This window comes from Bacillus cereus group sp. Bce041 (assembly GCF_052646455.1).
On the sequence record NZ_JBQXON010000025.1, the window covers coordinates 1 to 16,311 of the forward strand.

Sequence of the window (16,311 nt, forward strand, 5' to 3'; positions counted from 1 at the left end):
ATAAAATAACCCTTGGAACAAGGGAGTTAGCTCGGCTGTCTTAGGACGAATTCGTTAGCTACCAAAAGTAACGACTAACCGAGAAGCCCCCACTTCAAACAGTCCGTTAGGGCGTTAAGTGGCGGGTAGTTCACCTGCTAAATCGTAAAAAAGGAGTTCTAATAGATATGGAGATGAGAAACTTACAAAAACTAATTGAAGACAAGAAAGTAGAATTAATTAAACTTGTAGATAAATATGGATTTAGACATCAGCAGGTGCTAAGTTTAAGTCAAGATATAGATAAGTTGATAAATCATATTATTTATATAAGTCACAAATATAAGTAGAACCCTACATTTATAATTGCCGTTTAATGAGAATTACTTTGGAATATTTTAACATTGAAATGGCTACAAAATAGTAGAGATAGGGTTCAGAAAGCGTACAAGAAGTATGTTAGTTTATTGAAAAAATCCCTACAGGGGGCGTAGGGAAAGTCTAAGGGTATTGAAGAATTGTCGATTCTAAAAGTAAAGGACTTCTTGAAATATAATAAGTTCAACATGAAATTCGTTGAAACTGTATATAATAATTTAAAATTATCGCTTCTAAAGCACCGACATTTAAAGCTAGAAAAGAATTAAAAGAATCTGTGAAATAATTATACATAGCAAAAAAGGGTCTGATATTCATATCAGATCCTTTTTTCATTATTAGTTTAGTATAATTGCTCATCGTAGCTACTTAACAAGGGTTTAGAAACTAAACATTTTTCAGGTACTACAATCTTAACCTTATAATTTTCTTAGTTTTTGGTATTCACTTTCCCAGCTTAACGGACATGGGGCACTATATCATCAAAAGAAAATTAGATGTTTTTAGTATTAAATAAAATTAGTAGCAATACTATCTAGGTTCTTTAAGAAAACCAAATGAGAGAGCAACATTTCAAAGGGTATCTTGTGATATAACTAAGTAGAATTTTAAGCAAGGGGATGATGAGATGAATAAATTAAAGGGGAAAATTGCATTAGTAACAGGGGCTAGTAGAGGAATAGGCCGAAGCATTGCCTTAAATTTGGCACAGGCTGGTGCGTTAGTCGTTGTTCACTATAGTAAAAGAAAAGAAGAAGCAGAAAGTGTAGTGGATAAAATTAAACAAGATGGAGGTTCCGCATTTGCGATTAGTGCAGACTTAAGTACTTTTAACGGTATTAATAATTTGTATTCAATGATGGATCAATCTCTTCAAAAATATATAGGCGATACTACATTTGATATCCTTGTAAATAACGCTGGAATTGGGCAGATTTTAACGTTAGAGGAATCTACAGAGGAGTCTTTTGATGAGGTTATGAATATTAATGTGAAAGCTCCATTTTTCATTATTCAAAAGGCTTTACCACGTTTAAAAGATGGAGGCCGGATTATCAATATTTCGTCTTTTGTCACACGGGTAGCCTCCCCAAGTGTTTTTGCCTACAGTATATCTAAGGGGGCAATTAATACACTCACTCATACTTTAGCACAACAACTTGGTGCCCGTGGTATTACAGTAAATGCAATTCTCCCGGGTATAATTAATACAGAAATGAACGCTGAGACATTGGGGAATAGAGATGGACAAAAATATGCCGCAGGTTTATCGACATTTAATAGGTGGGGAGAACCTAATGATATAGCTGATATTGTAGGTTTTCTTTCTTCATCAGACAGTCGTTGGATAACTGGTGAGTTAATCGATGCAAGTGGTGGATCTTATTTATAATGCTAGAGGAAAAGCCGAATTAAATAGAGTTGGATTTGCACCTCTATTCTTTATTTGTTAAAACACCGAACTACACACCATTTATTAGCTCTTACAAAAAACAGCTTGAAATAAGGAAAAATGTATTAGGTCAATCAAAATAGAGAAGCAATTATGCTGTAGTAGGATTAGTAGTAAGTGTAAATAGTAAAAGTGCAATGAATATGCACAATTTCATATGTAAATAGGTACTGTTTGTTAACTCTTTCATAGAGAAGGGAAGGTATGAATTTAGTATGATAGAATCAATTTGTATTAAATATAAAGGGATGAGTATATGCTAAAAAGAATGATTTTAGGAGTTTCATCATTAGTAGTGGGAGCAACAGTTGGCTTAGCGACTGATGTATCCGCAGCACCTGCACCACCATTAACATCATTAAATGTGGTAAAAGTTGAATCTCAATTAGGCGGGGTTGAATTTATCATTTTAGCCAAGAAGACTCCTTCCTCAAGGAACGCGAAGTGAGTAGGTGGGAGATGAATTAGCTTTGAACAAGGGATCGCAAGGAGCCATCTTAATTGTTCGACATACAGAAAGTGTTACTTCACTATCTATCGAATGTACGTTTGGTATATAATAGTCATATACCGTAATGGAGGTGAATCAAATGATAATTAATAAAGCCTATAAGTTTCGTATCTATCCAAATCAAGCACAAGCAATTCTAATTAACAAAACGATAGGTTGTTCTCGCTTTGTATTCAATCATTTCCTATCCCTATGGGATCACGCATACAAAGAAACTGGGAAAGGTTTAACATATGGTACATGCTCTGCCAAACTTCCTACCATGAAGAAAGAGTTTGTTTGGCTCAAAGAAGTGGATAGTATTGCGATTCAGTCGTCTGTTCGCAACCTTGCGGATGCGTATACACGCTTTTTCAAAAAACAAAACAGCGCACCTCGCTTTAAATCTAAGAAGAACAACGTACAATCTTATACCACAAAACAAACAAATGAAAACATTGCCGTTGTAGGGAACAAAATAAAATTACCAAAACTAGGCCTTGTTCGATTTGCCAAAAGTCGCGAAGTAGAGGGGCGTATTGTAAATGCTACAGTTAGACGGAACCCTTCTGGTAGATATTTTGTGTCATTATTAGTTGAAACAGAAGTACAAGAACTTCCGAAAACAAGTTCTTACATTGGAATAGATGTGGGACTAAAAGATTTCGCTATTTTGTCAGATGGAACACACTATGAAAATCCGAAGTTTTTTCGATCATTAGAAGAGAAGTTGGCGAAAGCACAGCGTGTGCTTTCTAGAAGAATGAAAGGATCCTCTCGCTGGAATAAACAACGAGTAAAGGTAGCTAGAATTCATGAATACATATCAAATACTAGAAAAGATTACTTGGACAAAATTTCAACTGAAATCATCAAAAACCACGATGTTATTGGTATAGAGGATTTGCAAGTATCGAATATGTTAAAGAATCATAAGTTAGCAAAAGCAATTAGTGAGGTATCTTGGTCGCAATTTCGATCCATGTTAGAATACAAAGCAAACTGGTATGGCAAACAAGTTATTGTCGTATCGAAAACATTTGCTTCCAGCCAATTATGTTCTTGTTGTGGATATCAAAATAAAGACGTTAAAAATCTAAACCTACGTAAATGGGACTGTCCTTCTTGTCGTACACACCATGATAGGGATATTAACGCAAGTATCAATCTAAAGAATGAAGCGATAAGGCTTCTAACCGCAAGGACTGCGGGGTTAGCCTAATCAATTAGAGTTCGATAGAACTCTTTACTTAGGAATCCCTCACTTCTAAACGAAGTGAAAGTGGGGGTAGTTCAAACAAATGAAATGGGATATGGTAGAAATCCAATTGCTCAAATGAGTGGTCAAAAACTAAAAAAAGTAGATTCTAAGATGATTGATATAAATGGGGATAGAACAGTGGAGGGATGGGAATATAAATGGGATGCTTCAGGACAGCAAAATGGGCAATTTAAATATCAAAATATATCTACAAATGCACCTTGGAATACATTATCTACGTCATTAAATATTAAATAAACTAACAGAAGAATGCGATGTTATTTTTTTATGTTTGTTATATATGTAATGTTTAGATACCTAAAGGAGTCTACGTTTTTAAGTAGGCTCTTTCTAAATAATGATAAGATATCAGCGAATTGATAAACTATTTTGTCTAATTGGCAAACCAAAGTTTACATAACATTTTTCTAGTAAACAATTCTGGGTTTAATAGTGTAATCAATAACGAAAAGAAATCTTTTATAAAATCAATTAAGTTATTTAGTGGGTCTTTCATCATAAATATCTAAAACTACATATTTATGAAATTTTATAAAATTTTCACTTTATATTTAGTCCTAAATCATACGATTTTAATACAAAATACTATAATTTGATTAATAATAGCAGTGTAAAAAACATTAAATATATTTAGATTTTAGAGCTAATGTTACTTTATTACATAATTTGTTTAAAGGGATATATAGGGTTATTATTCAATGTAACTAAAATAATTTAAAAGGAGATAGGAAGTTATGTTTAAAGTAAAAACAAGGGGAAAAATAAAAAGAATTGTTATGGTTTCAACGGCTTGTACCATGTTGTCAATGTATGGAGCACCAATTTCTAGTACAGAGGCAGCAACCCGATCGCATGCCCCATCAGTTTATGTAACACCACAAAATACTGCTGCTTCAGATATTATTAGCATAGACTGGTCACCAGTCCAAACAGCACCTTATACGTATTGGGCTGTGCATAACTGGAATCAGGGAGGGGAGGGTGGTGGTTATGCGGGCTTCCAACAACAAAGTGGTTTTGATCAATTCGGTAAACGTACCCTTCACTTTGCACTTTGGGATCCAATAGCATCAAACCAAGCAATAAAAGCTGAATATTTATCGCCGACTTCAGAAGCCAGTAGATTTGGTGGAGAAGGAACAGGTCTAAAGGTACAAACAACTTATAATTGGAAAGATAGTGAATGGTATCGAATGACTCTACGTTCTTGGCAAGAAGATGGCCATACAAAGTTTGGCCAGTGGATAAAAGATAATACATTAAATCAATGGAAGTTAGTTGCTATTATGGATCATCCAGTTGCGAATGTTGCATTTAACTATGGTTTATCGATGTTTCAAGAGGACTGGGCTGGTAATGGACAAGATGTAAGAGAAGCACGTCTTAAAAATGGATACAGCAGAAAAGTTTCAGATAAACAATGGAATTCTTGGAATAATCAGCGTATCTCTGGGCAACATGATACGTCCTATCAATACGATGGAGGAGCAACTTCAGAATATCTATGGGTTAGGGCAGGAGGAAATACTCAATCAACTATTGGTACTGGAAAAACTTTTAATATAAATCAGCCTAGTCAACCAGAAATGGGAAATTTAGATTTTGATATCCAAAATACTCGCTTTGAAGCTGGAAAATTAAATGTTTCATGGAAATTGAAAGAACAAAGTACTCCACAGTTTAAAGGGAAAATTGAAATCTATGACAATGAAAAGTTAATGGGACAACCTTTAAAAGTAATTGATAATATTAAGTCCTACCAAACTGAGGTAAGTCAAACTATGCAATTGCCTCAAACAGCTTTTGCTAAAATTACATTAACAGATATATTTGATCGAACTGTAGAGAAAAAAGTAGGAATTACAAATGGAAATTCTGATATTTTAGTAGGGAATCGATTTGCATGGTCCCTAAAAGGAATTAGTGATTTTGAGTTTGCAAAAATCAATTTCAATAAGTCGACAGAAGAAATGCAAATTGACTTAAAAGCAGGCGTACCGCATCATTATTTTAATGAAACGTATGCGAGTATTAAAGTACAAAATGCATCAGGAAAGGTAGTATATAATAATGACTTTTATGGAAACAAACAACAAAATGCTGAATCGCAAAAAGTTCCAGTCAAAGTAGGAGATTATATTGAATTAACACATCTTGAAGGTGTACATAGAGCGAATTTCACAAATTTAGACAACAGTAAACAAGAAAGCTTTGGAAAAAAAGCAATGTATGAAGTCACACAAGAAGGCTTGAAGAAAGTAGAAAAAATGCCAGAAGCAACAATTTTAGACGGAAATCAATTTACATGGTCCCTAAAAGGATATAGTGATCGAGAAATTGCAAAGATGGATTATAATAAAGCGGCAGAAGAGCTGAAAATCAAATTAGAAGCTGGTGTACCGCATTCTTACTTCAATAGCACATATGCAAGTATTAAAGTCCAGAACTCGTCTGGTAGCGTTATGTACAATAAGGAAATCATAGGAAATAGACAACAAAATGCTGAAACCCAAACAGTACCCGTAAAAGTGGGAGATTACATTGAATTAACTCATATAGAAGGAGACGCTGTAAAGGAAAAAACACGCGCAACATTAATGAATCTTGAAAATAATAAAAATGAAACTATTGGAAAGACAGCAAGATACCAGGTTACAAAAGAGGGCTTAAAGAAAGTAGAAAAAATGCCAGAGACAACAATTCTAGATGGAAAACAATTTGCATGGTCATTAAAAGGATATAGTGATCGAGAAATTGCAAAAGTAGATTATAATCAAACAGCAGAAGAGCTGAAAATCAAATTAGAAGCTGGCGTACCGCATTCTTATTTCAATAGTACATATGCAAGTATTAAAGTCCAGAACTCGTCTGGTAGCGTTATGTACAATAAAGAAATAATGGGAAATAGACAACAAAATGCTGAAACCCAAACAGTACCTATAAAAGTGGGAGATTATATAGAATTTACTCATATAGAAGGGGATGAAGCTAAGGAAAAAACAAGAGCGACTTTAACTAACCTTGAGAATGGAAAACAGGAATATATAGGAAAGAAAAGAACATATCAGGTTACATCTACAGGATTAATAAGACAATAAATGTATAAAAAAGTTGGGGGAATCCTCAACTTTTTTGTCATTTTAGCCAAGAAGACTCCTTCCAAAAGGAACGCGAATTGAGTAGGTGAAGATGAATTGGTTTCGAGCAAGAGATGAAAGGAAGCTATCTTAATTGTTTGACATACATAAACAGTTACTCCATTGCCTTTCAAGTATATGTTTATTGTATAACAGACCCATGCCGAAATGGAGCTGAAATGAAGGATAATTAATAAAATTATAGAAGAACAGATACCAATGGGCAGAAAAGGTGTACGAACAAAAGAAGACAGGTGCACCCATTGGGAATAAAAATATGTGGGTAATTTGGATAATAAGAACCAAAATGAGGAAACAAGAATGTCGCGGGTCGTGACGCTCCCACAGAATAGAATGATTAAATTGAATAATTTAAGAAGCGTAGAAAGGTTTAATTTCTACGCTTCTTCTAAATTTGTTATATAAGATTTTACAGCTTGCAATAAGAATTCTTCCTGCCCCATACCAGCACCGGCTGCCATCTGAACTACTTTTTGCTTGAATTGATGATCTACATGAAAAGTTAATGGCTCTACATTACTTTTAAAGTAAATACCTTCTACATGTGGAAGGATCGTGCCAGATTTCATATGAGAATGTAAGTACTTAATCTCCTCTTGAAACTGCAATGGATCTACTTGTAATACGAAAGGCTTAATTTCTAATCTAATAGTATCTGATGAAATACTCAATCGCATATTTGTGACACCTAGCTCCTTATAAAATAAGTTTATTAAATTATAAGTAATGGAATTAAATAATTGAGGTTTTTTAAATGAAAAAGATAAATACCCTCGTTTAGTAATTACCGCTTTTTTATTGAAAGGTTCAAAGGAGTAATCATGTTCCTTATAAGTGGATAGAGGGAAAATTTCTTCGTCCTCTGTAAGAATCTTGCCGTCTCCTCCATTAATCTCTATTACCCTAGCGGTTTTTCCAGTGTGTAGATGTTTTAATAATTGATATAAATATATATCTTCATCTTGAATCTTAGTAATAAATGTTTTTCGCTCTTTCGTTTTAGTTTTTTCATAATCAAGCATAAAAATCTCTAGCTCTTCCTCATCGATAATATATACTTGTTTTCCTCGTTTTTCTACCATTGTTGCGGGTAATTTTCCAGATTTGATGTATGTAAAGATAGTAGATGGTGCTACATTAAGAATTTCAGCTACTTCTTTCGTGCTAAGGCCTTTAACCTCATTTTTATTTTTTAAACGTTCAATATCCTCTAAATAGAAAATCTTACTACCGAATTGCTTCCAGTTATCTTTATATACACATTCTATTAATCCATCTTTTTCTTTTTTTAAAATTGTTTGTACCGTTACTCCTAATAAGTCGGCTGCTTCTTTTGTCGTTACAGTAGGTTTTGTAATGAACAATAAATCTTGTGTCATGAAAGGACACCTCCATAACTATCGTTTGTTAATATTTTAGGTATGTATATATCATATCAGAATCTGATTTATATTTAAAATAAGAAATAGATTTTGTTAAATATCATATTCATTGATATGGTTTGAAAACCTTTTTCATTAAATTTATATGTAAATGAATTTTCATAGTTATTTTTATTATAAAATCACTATTAATTTTAAGTAGTTAACTATTAAATAGTATCTATTTGCTAATAAATTATAAAAAAATATAATTATAAGTAAATGAAGAAGAATGTAGCGTTCTTACAGAAATAAAATGAATTATCATTTGTATAATTAATAGAAGTAAAATAAAATAATAATTATAGGTAATAAAGAGAATTATATTCATAATCTTCTATAGGAGAGGTGAATTCGAAATATGAATAAAAAAAATGTAAAAGAAAATTTATTAATTATAAACAATCAAAGTGAGTATATGGATACATATATAGAGAATATAAAAGATATCATTCCATATCTATATAACAACAGTTATGTAGATATGGTGGAAGATAAGATGGAGGTTGCAGAAAAAGAAGGAAAGGGTAAATATACGTATTTAAGTGACATAGAAGTCATTTATCATTTCGTACATTTACAAAAAGATATGGATGAGAAGAAGAATAGAAAAGAGGATACGAAAAAGAGCTATATCTCAGAAATCTTATCATTTTGTCAGTGCATGGTGCAGCATGCAGAAGAATTTGAATTGGATGGGGAAGAGGTAAAGCAAAAGGACTCTTTATTGAAAACATTGCAACCTTGGCATATTCGTAAATACAATTCGTGGTTGAAACGGGTAGAGAACGGTAGGAATGGTGACACGTATGCAGTCGCGACACTTGCAAAGAAAACAGTGCTCATACGTTCTTTTCTAAAACATCTACATGTATTTTCTTATATTGAAAAGCCTCTTCATGAAGAACTACAGCGCGCAAATGTGAATGAGCAGGATCGGCCAAATCGGGACCTATCCTATGATGAGGTTATGAAAATTTTAGGATTTTATAAAGAAAGAGGACATTTAGTAAACTATACAATTTTACTGGCTCTAGCAAGTACTGGTGCAAGAATTCAAGAATTGTGCACCGCGAGAGTGAAAGATTTACATTATGACGGAAAGTACTGGTTAAAAGTCACTGGAAAAGGGGATAAAGTGCGTGAACTTTTTATTTCGGAACATTTATATCAATGTATTTGTGAAATGAGGCTAAGAAGAGGATGCCAAACAGTATTGGATAAAGGGGATGAGAGTCCGGTATTTATAAATCAAAGAGGAAATACTTATAACTCTAAAACATTATCGAATCAAGTAACAGATATGATAAAAAAGACAAACTTAGAGTTTCTACTGTATCGTGAAAATCCAGTAACGGCGCATACATTCCGTCATGCTTTTGCAATTATGGCAGTAGAGCAAGGTAATGCAGATCTATATCATTTAATGCAAACACTTGGCCATGAAAATATTCAAACAACTAAAATTTATTTAGAAAAGCATATGAAGCGTAAAAACAACGTTGGATCTACTTTCGCTGATATGCTGGCTTAAATTTTATGTAGTATATAGAGGTGTTTAATTATGTATTTTTTACATAATTAAACAATGTATATGTTTGTTTATTTATTGTGAAGAAATATATAATTAGGGGAATAAATAAAAATAACGAAATTCATTTTATACAGAAAAAACCAGGATGATTTTAAAAAGTTATCCTGATTTTTCTTAAATACACATAATTATTCATATTTCATAAAGTTAATTTGAGCTAATTATAAGTTAGCAGAATTTATATCTATTCCAATCTTGATAGTGTTAATAACATTATATAGTTTGTAGAATTAGTTTATAGAGATTATGAAACTATTTTTCATTAGGTGTATCTAATTGATGATTGATTACAGTGCTGGACTTTTTATTCATAAGTATATAGATCCCACCTATGAATGATAAGATTACTGGATAGAAAATCGCCCAACCACTAAATGAGTATACAAAAATACATATAACTAACGATAGGAAGGCCATCCACCAACCTATATCTTGAACTTTTAATAACTTAAGAGCAGCTAGCATTGTAAAAATATACGAGGTAATAAAAATTACACTAGGGCCTTTTAGAAGCATCTCTAAATTGGGTCGTGCTATACCATAAAAAATTAAAATACAACTAAAAATTCCGCCTAAAACTAGTAAAACCCTTGTTGGAGTTTGGAATTTAGAATGTAATTTAGCAAAGAAGGAAGGGAAATGTCCTTCTCTAGCCTGAGCGTAAATCATTCTTGAAAAACCTGCAATGTTAGCATGTACAGCACTAAACGAAATGAAAATTGCTAAAATAGTGGTTATATATGTACCTATTGGTCCAAATCCTTTTGATATTAGAATGCTAAGGGAAGCTATCTGGTTCTTATAACCATATGAGTGAGTCCCTATTGTTACAAAAGATATTGCAATGTACATAATTGAGATGCAAATTGCCCCTAAAAATAGACTAATGGAAATATCTTTAGCAGGTCTTTTAAACTCTTCAGCTAATGGGGTTATCATCTCCCATCCTACAAATGAGAAAAAGATAATTACAGAAGAAGCTCCAACAGAAGACCATCCGTTTGGTACAAAAGGTGTAAAAGAACTTAATTTTACATAGGGGATAGAAACGACAACAGCCACAATTATTAGAAGTGAAATTACACAAATGACAAACACACTCACTTTTGATGATAACTCAATTCCTTTAATATGTAAGAGTAAAGAAGTAATCAAAATTACTGCCGCGATGCCTATAACTCCTGCATTACTTATTGGAAAAACATAGTCAATATATTGGGCACCTGTTAAAGCGATAATAGGTACTCCAATAGGAATAGATCCTAACATAATCCACCCTAGGATGGCACTCGTATTTACATTAAATGCCATTTGAACATAAGCTGTAATTCCTCCTGCGCTAGGAATCATTTTAGCAAGACGCGCCAGAGTTGCGACAATGGGAAAAGCTAATATAGACATGATAACCCAAGATAAAAGCGAAGCTGGTCCAGCGCTATTTGCAGTAATTGAGGGTAATATAAGAATTCCACAACCCAACACAGCTCCTATGGTTAATGCAATCCCTTGTACCCAAGTAATTGAACGTTTCAATGATTGTTGTGTCAAGATATTCAGCCTCTCTTTCGTTAATTGATATCAATTATATAAAGTTTTAAAAAAAGATAACATGCTATAATTTATGTATTAATTATAATTTTCTTAAAAAATTTAAGAATTATTAATTGTATTCTTAATTAATCAAGGGGAGATACATTAATGGATCAAACAGATTTAAAGATTCTTTCACATCTTCAGGAAAATGCACGTTTAAGTATGGTTGAAATAGGAAAGCTGGTAGGTTTGAGTTCCCCTTCTGTTACAGAGCGGGTCAGAAGACTAGAGGAACAGGGTGTCATTATAAGTTATCGTACGATTGTTAATCCGAAAGAATTAAAAAAACATATTACCGCGTTTGTTTTAATGGAACCAAGAGATTGCAACAAATATAAAAAATTTGCAATGGAACATCCAGATGTAGTCGAATGCCATCGTATTGCCGGTTTATATAGTTATTTAACAAAGGTAGTGACAGAATCAGTACATACACTCGAAGACTATATTAATTTGTGCTTAGAGTATGGAAAGCCTACAACCTTAATAGTGCTTTCTTCTCCAGTAGAACATAAATCACTTTTTACAGAGAGTGAAAAATCTTAATTACATATGAAAGATTATTCTAAATAAAAAGCGTAAATAAGTATTTACTCTAAAATGCACTAGTAGATAAAAATAAATAGCCGTGAAGTATTCATGAAAGGCATTAATATTAGTTGCTATTATGAGGGATATACTGAATATGATATAGAGGATTTATAAATAAAAATGGGCTGAAATAGCCCTTTTTATTTTCGTTTTGAAGAGGATTTTTCATATAAAAACAGCATAAAAAGGAGCCTACTAGGAATCCCCTTTTTATTTGGAACGTATCCTTTATGTTATAAGGTTCATACAAAAAGTTCCTTTTTTCTGATAATTAATATTTATACTGATTATGTGATTAATATACGTGAGAGTTTTATATTTCATTAATGTATTCCTTTTCATCTGCATGAATTATTTATTGCAACAGGTTTCCCGTTCAAAATAAGATATCCTAACTAAGGACAATGTAAGTATCTTTATAATGATTTTCCAATATAATCAATGTGTTTATGAAAGGAACTCTGTGTTATTTTTGCTTTTTTACTAACTAATACAGCTTCAAACAAAGGACACAATTGCTATATACTAAGTGTAATTTATTACCCATTCAAAATTCTGTCTATTCAATCTTTCTAAAAATAAAAAAAGATTAAACTTATAAATATACAAGTTATAATGAGGGCGTCGAGACATAATTCAATACCTCTAGAGAAAATAACAAACCTCGTTTGGGTTTGAAAATTCTAAAGAACTTGCTAGAAATTTTTAAAGATTTGATATATTGATATGATTACTATACGGAGTGTAGTGAATCAGAAGGGAAGTTTATTAAACCCAATAAAGAAAGCGCTATCAAACAAATTTTATTTTAAATTGGTCATTCCAATAAATTAGATTCAACTGTAATTAAAAATAATAAATTATGGGGGTGTTTATATGAACATGAATGTAGCATCTATTAAAGAAAAAAAGATTGTTAAATATAAAAGTTGTTTTGATGTGATTGGGCCCATAATGATAGGTCCTTCAAGTTCACATACTGCAGGTGCTTTGGCTATCGGAACAGTTGCTAATAGATTATTTCAAGGTCTTCCCAAAAAAGTTGTGGTAAAGTATTATGAATCATTTGCTGAAACCCATAAAGGTCATGGAACTGATTTTGCAATTATTGCTGGTATATTAGGCTTTGCTGCCGATGACAGCAAAGTGCCAGATGCTATTAAGATAGCAGAGTCTAAGGGAATTGACATTACCTTTATTGAAAAATCGGGTAATAGTCCTGCCGGTCATCCAAATACGGCAGATGTATATGTAGAGGATGAAAGTCGAAGTATTAGAACGATGGGTATTTCGGTCGGTGGTGGGTTGATTGAAGTCAAACATGTTGAAATTGATGGTTTTAGCTTAGATTTGCAGGGGCCATTGCCAGTTGTTATTGCGATTTCGGAAAGAGCTGACTTTGAATTTGTTTTACGCAGGATCTTTAAACAATATGATGTGGAAATTAACAGCTTTCATAGTTTGGAAGATAAAACAAGATATTTATATGCATTCGATTTGGATTCGATATTACCTGGTACTGTTCAGAAGGCATTAGGAGATTTAAGCAATATAGCTAACCTTATTATTCTTTAGTTACATTAAGGAGTGAAAAATATGTATATGTCCATAAAAGAGATTGTGGATGCAGCTAATAAAAGCCAAAAGCCAATTTATGAATTAGCAATCGAACAGGAAATCAAACAAACTAAAACTTCTTATGAAGAAGTTTGGAGTAAAATGGAACGAAATTTAACGACTATGCAACATGCAATAAATAAAAGTATTGAAGGCGACGGTGTATTTTCTCCAACTGGGTTAACCGGAGGGGATGCTGTAAAACTTAAAAACTATCGAGAAAATAGGAAAACTCTTTCTGGAGATTTGATGGTGTTAGGGATTCAAAGTGCTATCGGTGTTAATGAAGTAAATGCTGCATTAGGAGCTATTTGTGCAACTCCAACAGCAGGTGCGAGTGGGACGATTCCGGGAGTCCTATTTAGTATTAAAGATACGTTGCAGTTAAATCATGAAGATATGATTCATTTTCTATTCACTTCAGCGTTATTTGGAACGATAGTCGCAAACAACGCTTGCATTTCAGGAGCGTATGGAGGATGTCAAGCTGAAGTAGGAAGTGCCTCAGCGATGGCGGCTGCAGCTGCGGTAGAAGCTGCGGGTGGAACCCCACAGCAATCTTCTGAAGCTTTTTCAATTGCATTACAAAATTTACTCGGTTTAGTTTGTGATCCGGTCGCTGGTTTGGTAGAAATTCCTTGTGTAAAGAGAAACGCCATTGGAACGGCAAATGCTTTAGCAGCAGCAGACATCGCATTAGCCGGCGTAAACAATATCATCAATGCTGACGAAGTTATTGAAGCAATGTATAGGGTTGGAAGACAGATGCCTCGTGAGTTAAGAGAGACAGGTTTAGGCGGAATTGCGGCTACACCTACAGGGATTGCCATTAAAAATAAAATCTTTGGGGAGAAACAATCAAATCAATAAACAACTATCGATAGCATTGTGAAATATTTAACAATATGTACTCTATTGTTTGCCTAAGGATGTCTGTATGTTGGGGGAATTATCAATAAAATATACTACTATATAATTAAAATATTTTGTAAGTGGTAACAAACGCTTAGGGTTGCAGCTTCGCTATTGATTAATTTAGAAGAGGGATATTCGTTGTGATGCACTATATAAGCAATTCATTTTTCAAGAACAGTCTATATTTCTATACCTTAAATAGAGAATTAAGAATAGCACATGAGGAGGAATTATTACATGAATGGGAATACTGCAAAAAACATAGAATTTCAAGCTGATAATACTGCAGTAAAAGATGAGAAATATCTAGACCCTAAAAAGTGGCATAAACAGGATACTACCTGGGCATTGAGCCTTTTTGGAACAGCAATTGGAGCAGGGGTACTCTTTTTACCGATTAATGCAGGTTCAGGTGGTTTATTATCATTGCTGTTAATTACCATACTTGCCTATCCTGTTATGTATTATTCACATAGGGCGCTTGCTAAAATGATTTACGCTTCGAACTCTGCCGATGAGGGGATTACAGGTACTATAAGAGAGTATTTTGGAAATAAGGCAAGTATCATTTTTAACATTGTATATTTCGTCTCCATTTATACGATCGTGCTGATGTACTCGGTCGCACTTACAAATACCGCTAGTAGTTTTATCGTGCATCAATTGCACATGCCGGAGCCTCCAAGGGCCATTTTATCACTTGTCTTAGTACTCGGTCTTATCGCTATACTAAATTTTGGTCAAGATATAACTGTAAAGATCATGAGCATGCTAGTGTATCCTTTTATAGCTTCTCTACTTTTTATTGCAATATCTTTGATTCCACAGTGGAATACGTCAATGCTTAGTTTTTCAAGTGTTTCTACTGCCTCAACAGGAACAGGATATTTAGGAACGATATGGATGATACTTCCAATCATCGTATTCTCGTTTAATCATTCACCTATGATTTCATCATTTGTTGTGAAGCAGAGAGCTAGTTATGGAATAGACGCTACTGATGCCAAGTGTGCTCAAATACAAAAAGTTTGTTATATCATGACATTCGCTGTTGTTATGTTCTTTGTTTGGAGCAGTACTTTAAGTTTGACTCCAGATGATCTTAAGGTGGCAAAAGAACAGAACTTGTCAATCCTATCATATCTTGCTAATGAGCTTAATTCGCCAGTAATCACTATTGCAGCTCCTATGATTGCATTTGTGGCTATTACAAAGTCTTTCCTTGGCCATTATATAGGAGCGTATGAGGTAATGCGTGACATGATTATCAAGTCCGGTAAAAAACGTGGGAAAGATATAGGAGAAAAAACAGTTAAGACAATGATTCTTACTTTTGTTGTATTAACATGTTGGTATGTTGCTTATACAAATCCAAGTATTCTTGGAATCATTGATGCCCTTAGCGGTCCGTTAGTCGCTGCTATCTTATGTATATTACCAATGTATGCGATCCATAAAGTACCAGTACTTGCTAAATACAAAGGGAAAGCGAGCAATGTTTTTGTCATTATTATAGGTATCCTTACTGTCTTAGCAAGTATTCAGTCATTATTCTAATCCACTGTTGTTAGTACTGATGCAAAAAACATGGGATATGAAAAAAATAAAAATTCTTATCGGAACTGAACTCTATATTGTTGAACTAAAGAGATCATGGTTTTGGACAAACTCCTCATCTTGGAGAGTTTGTCTTTTTAATTATATGCATAACTTTTATACTAGCTTAAACAGACTAGATTAATAGTAAATGAAAACTTCATACAAACCACACATTAACTCCACTACTAGCACAAACTACAGTTGTATACTTTAAGTATCATTTTTCAACAATAAACATTCG

General features: G+C 33.2%; 11 protein-coding genes and 3 pseudogenes. 12 read left to right on the forward strand and 2 right to left on the reverse strand.

Going from position 1 to position 16,311, the window contains the following annotated elements; genetic code table 11:
• Positions 1 to 167: 167 nt before the first annotated feature.
• From ACUN13_RS30310 to ACUN13_RS30335, 6 genes and pseudogenes are all read left to right on the forward strand, one after another.
• Positions 168 to 329, forward strand: a complete 162-nt coding sequence (locus ACUN13_RS30310; protein ID WP_000425964.1) for an aspartyl-phosphate phosphatase Spo0E family protein — start codon at positions 168 to 170, stop codon at positions 327 to 329.
• A gap of 656 nt (positions 330 to 985) precedes the next feature.
• Complete coding sequence (locus ACUN13_RS30315) at positions 986 to 1,750, forward strand: SDR family oxidoreductase (RefSeq protein WP_409532404.1); 765 nt, start codon at positions 986 to 988, stop codon at positions 1,748 to 1,750.
• A 275-nt stretch (positions 1,751 to 2,025) separates the two neighbouring features.
• Positions 2,026 to 2,216 (forward strand): annotated as a pseudogene (locus ACUN13_RS30320) (DUF4879 domain-containing protein); the annotation flags it as partial.
• A 184-nt stretch (positions 2,217 to 2,400) separates the two neighbouring features.
• Positions 2,401 to 3,522 carry an IS200/IS605 family element RNA-guided endonuclease TnpB gene (tnpB, locus tag ACUN13_RS30325; protein ID WP_409532403.1) on the forward strand — a complete coding sequence of 374 codons (1,122 nt, stop codon included), beginning with the start codon at positions 2,401 to 2,403 and terminating at the stop codon, positions 3,520 to 3,522.
• 69 nt (positions 3,523 to 3,591) lie between these two features.
• Positions 3,592 to 3,819 (forward strand): annotated as a pseudogene (locus ACUN13_RS30330) (DUF4879 domain-containing protein); the annotation flags it as partial.
• A 497-nt stretch (positions 3,820 to 4,316) separates the two neighbouring features.
• Positions 4,317 to 6,680, forward strand: a complete 2,364-nt coding sequence (locus tag ACUN13_RS30335; RefSeq protein WP_326265637.1) for a putative mucin/carbohydrate-binding domain-containing protein — start codon at positions 4,317 to 4,319, stop codon at positions 6,678 to 6,680.
• A gap of 437 nt (positions 6,681 to 7,117) precedes the next feature.
• Here the strand turns inward: ACUN13_RS30335 and ACUN13_RS30340 are convergent, their stop codons facing one another.
• Entirely contained in the window at positions 7,118 to 8,119 is a 1,002-nt protein-coding gene (locus ACUN13_RS30340; RefSeq protein WP_025690249.1) for a helix-turn-helix domain-containing protein, read from the reverse strand.
• Between the two features lie 403 nt (positions 8,120 to 8,522).
• Here ACUN13_RS30340 and ACUN13_RS30345 point away from each other — a divergent pair, with 403 nt between their 5' ends.
• Positions 8,523 to 9,695, forward strand: a complete 1,173-nt coding sequence (locus tag ACUN13_RS30345; protein WP_242278764.1) for a tyrosine-type recombinase/integrase — start codon at positions 8,523 to 8,525, stop codon at positions 9,693 to 9,695.
• Positions 9,696 to 10,007: 312 nt separating this feature from the next.
• Here ACUN13_RS30345 and ACUN13_RS30350 read toward each other — a convergent pair whose 3' ends face one another.
• On the reverse strand, positions 10,008 to 11,303 hold the full coding sequence (locus tag ACUN13_RS30350; protein ID WP_445424165.1) for an APC family permease: 1,296 nt from the start codon (positions 11,301 to 11,303) through the stop codon (positions 10,008 to 10,010).
• Between the two features lie 150 nt (positions 11,304 to 11,453).
• Here ACUN13_RS30350 and ACUN13_RS30355 point away from each other — a divergent pair, with 150 nt between their 5' ends.
• From ACUN13_RS30355 to ACUN13_RS30375, 5 genes and pseudogenes are all read left to right on the forward strand, one after another.
• The gene (locus ACUN13_RS30355; RefSeq protein ID WP_000372880.1) at positions 11,454 to 11,894 is read left to right on the forward strand and encodes an Lrp/AsnC family transcriptional regulator; all 441 of its coding nucleotides are present in this window, start codon (positions 11,454 to 11,456) and stop codon (positions 11,892 to 11,894) included.
• A 53-nt stretch (positions 11,895 to 11,947) separates the two neighbouring features.
• Positions 11,948 to 12,053: pseudogene (locus tag ACUN13_RS30360) on the forward strand (protein adenylyltransferase Fic); the annotation flags it as partial.
• 762 nt (positions 12,054 to 12,815) lie between these two features.
• Positions 12,816 to 13,514, forward strand: a complete 699-nt coding sequence (gene sdaAB, locus ACUN13_RS30365; RefSeq protein ID WP_409532402.1) for an L-serine ammonia-lyase, iron-sulfur-dependent subunit beta — start codon at positions 12,816 to 12,818, stop codon at positions 13,512 to 13,514.
• 21 nt (positions 13,515 to 13,535) lie between these two features.
• On the forward strand, positions 13,536 to 14,426 hold the full coding sequence (sdaAA, locus tag ACUN13_RS30370) for an L-serine ammonia-lyase, iron-sulfur-dependent, subunit alpha (protein ID WP_242278768.1): 891 nt from the start codon (positions 13,536 to 13,538) through the stop codon (positions 14,424 to 14,426).
• Between the two features lie 282 nt (positions 14,427 to 14,708).
• A complete protein-coding gene (locus ACUN13_RS30375) occupies positions 14,709 to 16,028 on the forward strand; it encodes an aromatic amino acid transport family protein (protein WP_001014196.1) in 1,320 nt (439 codons plus the stop codon).
• Positions 16,029 to 16,311: the final 283 nt, after the last annotated feature.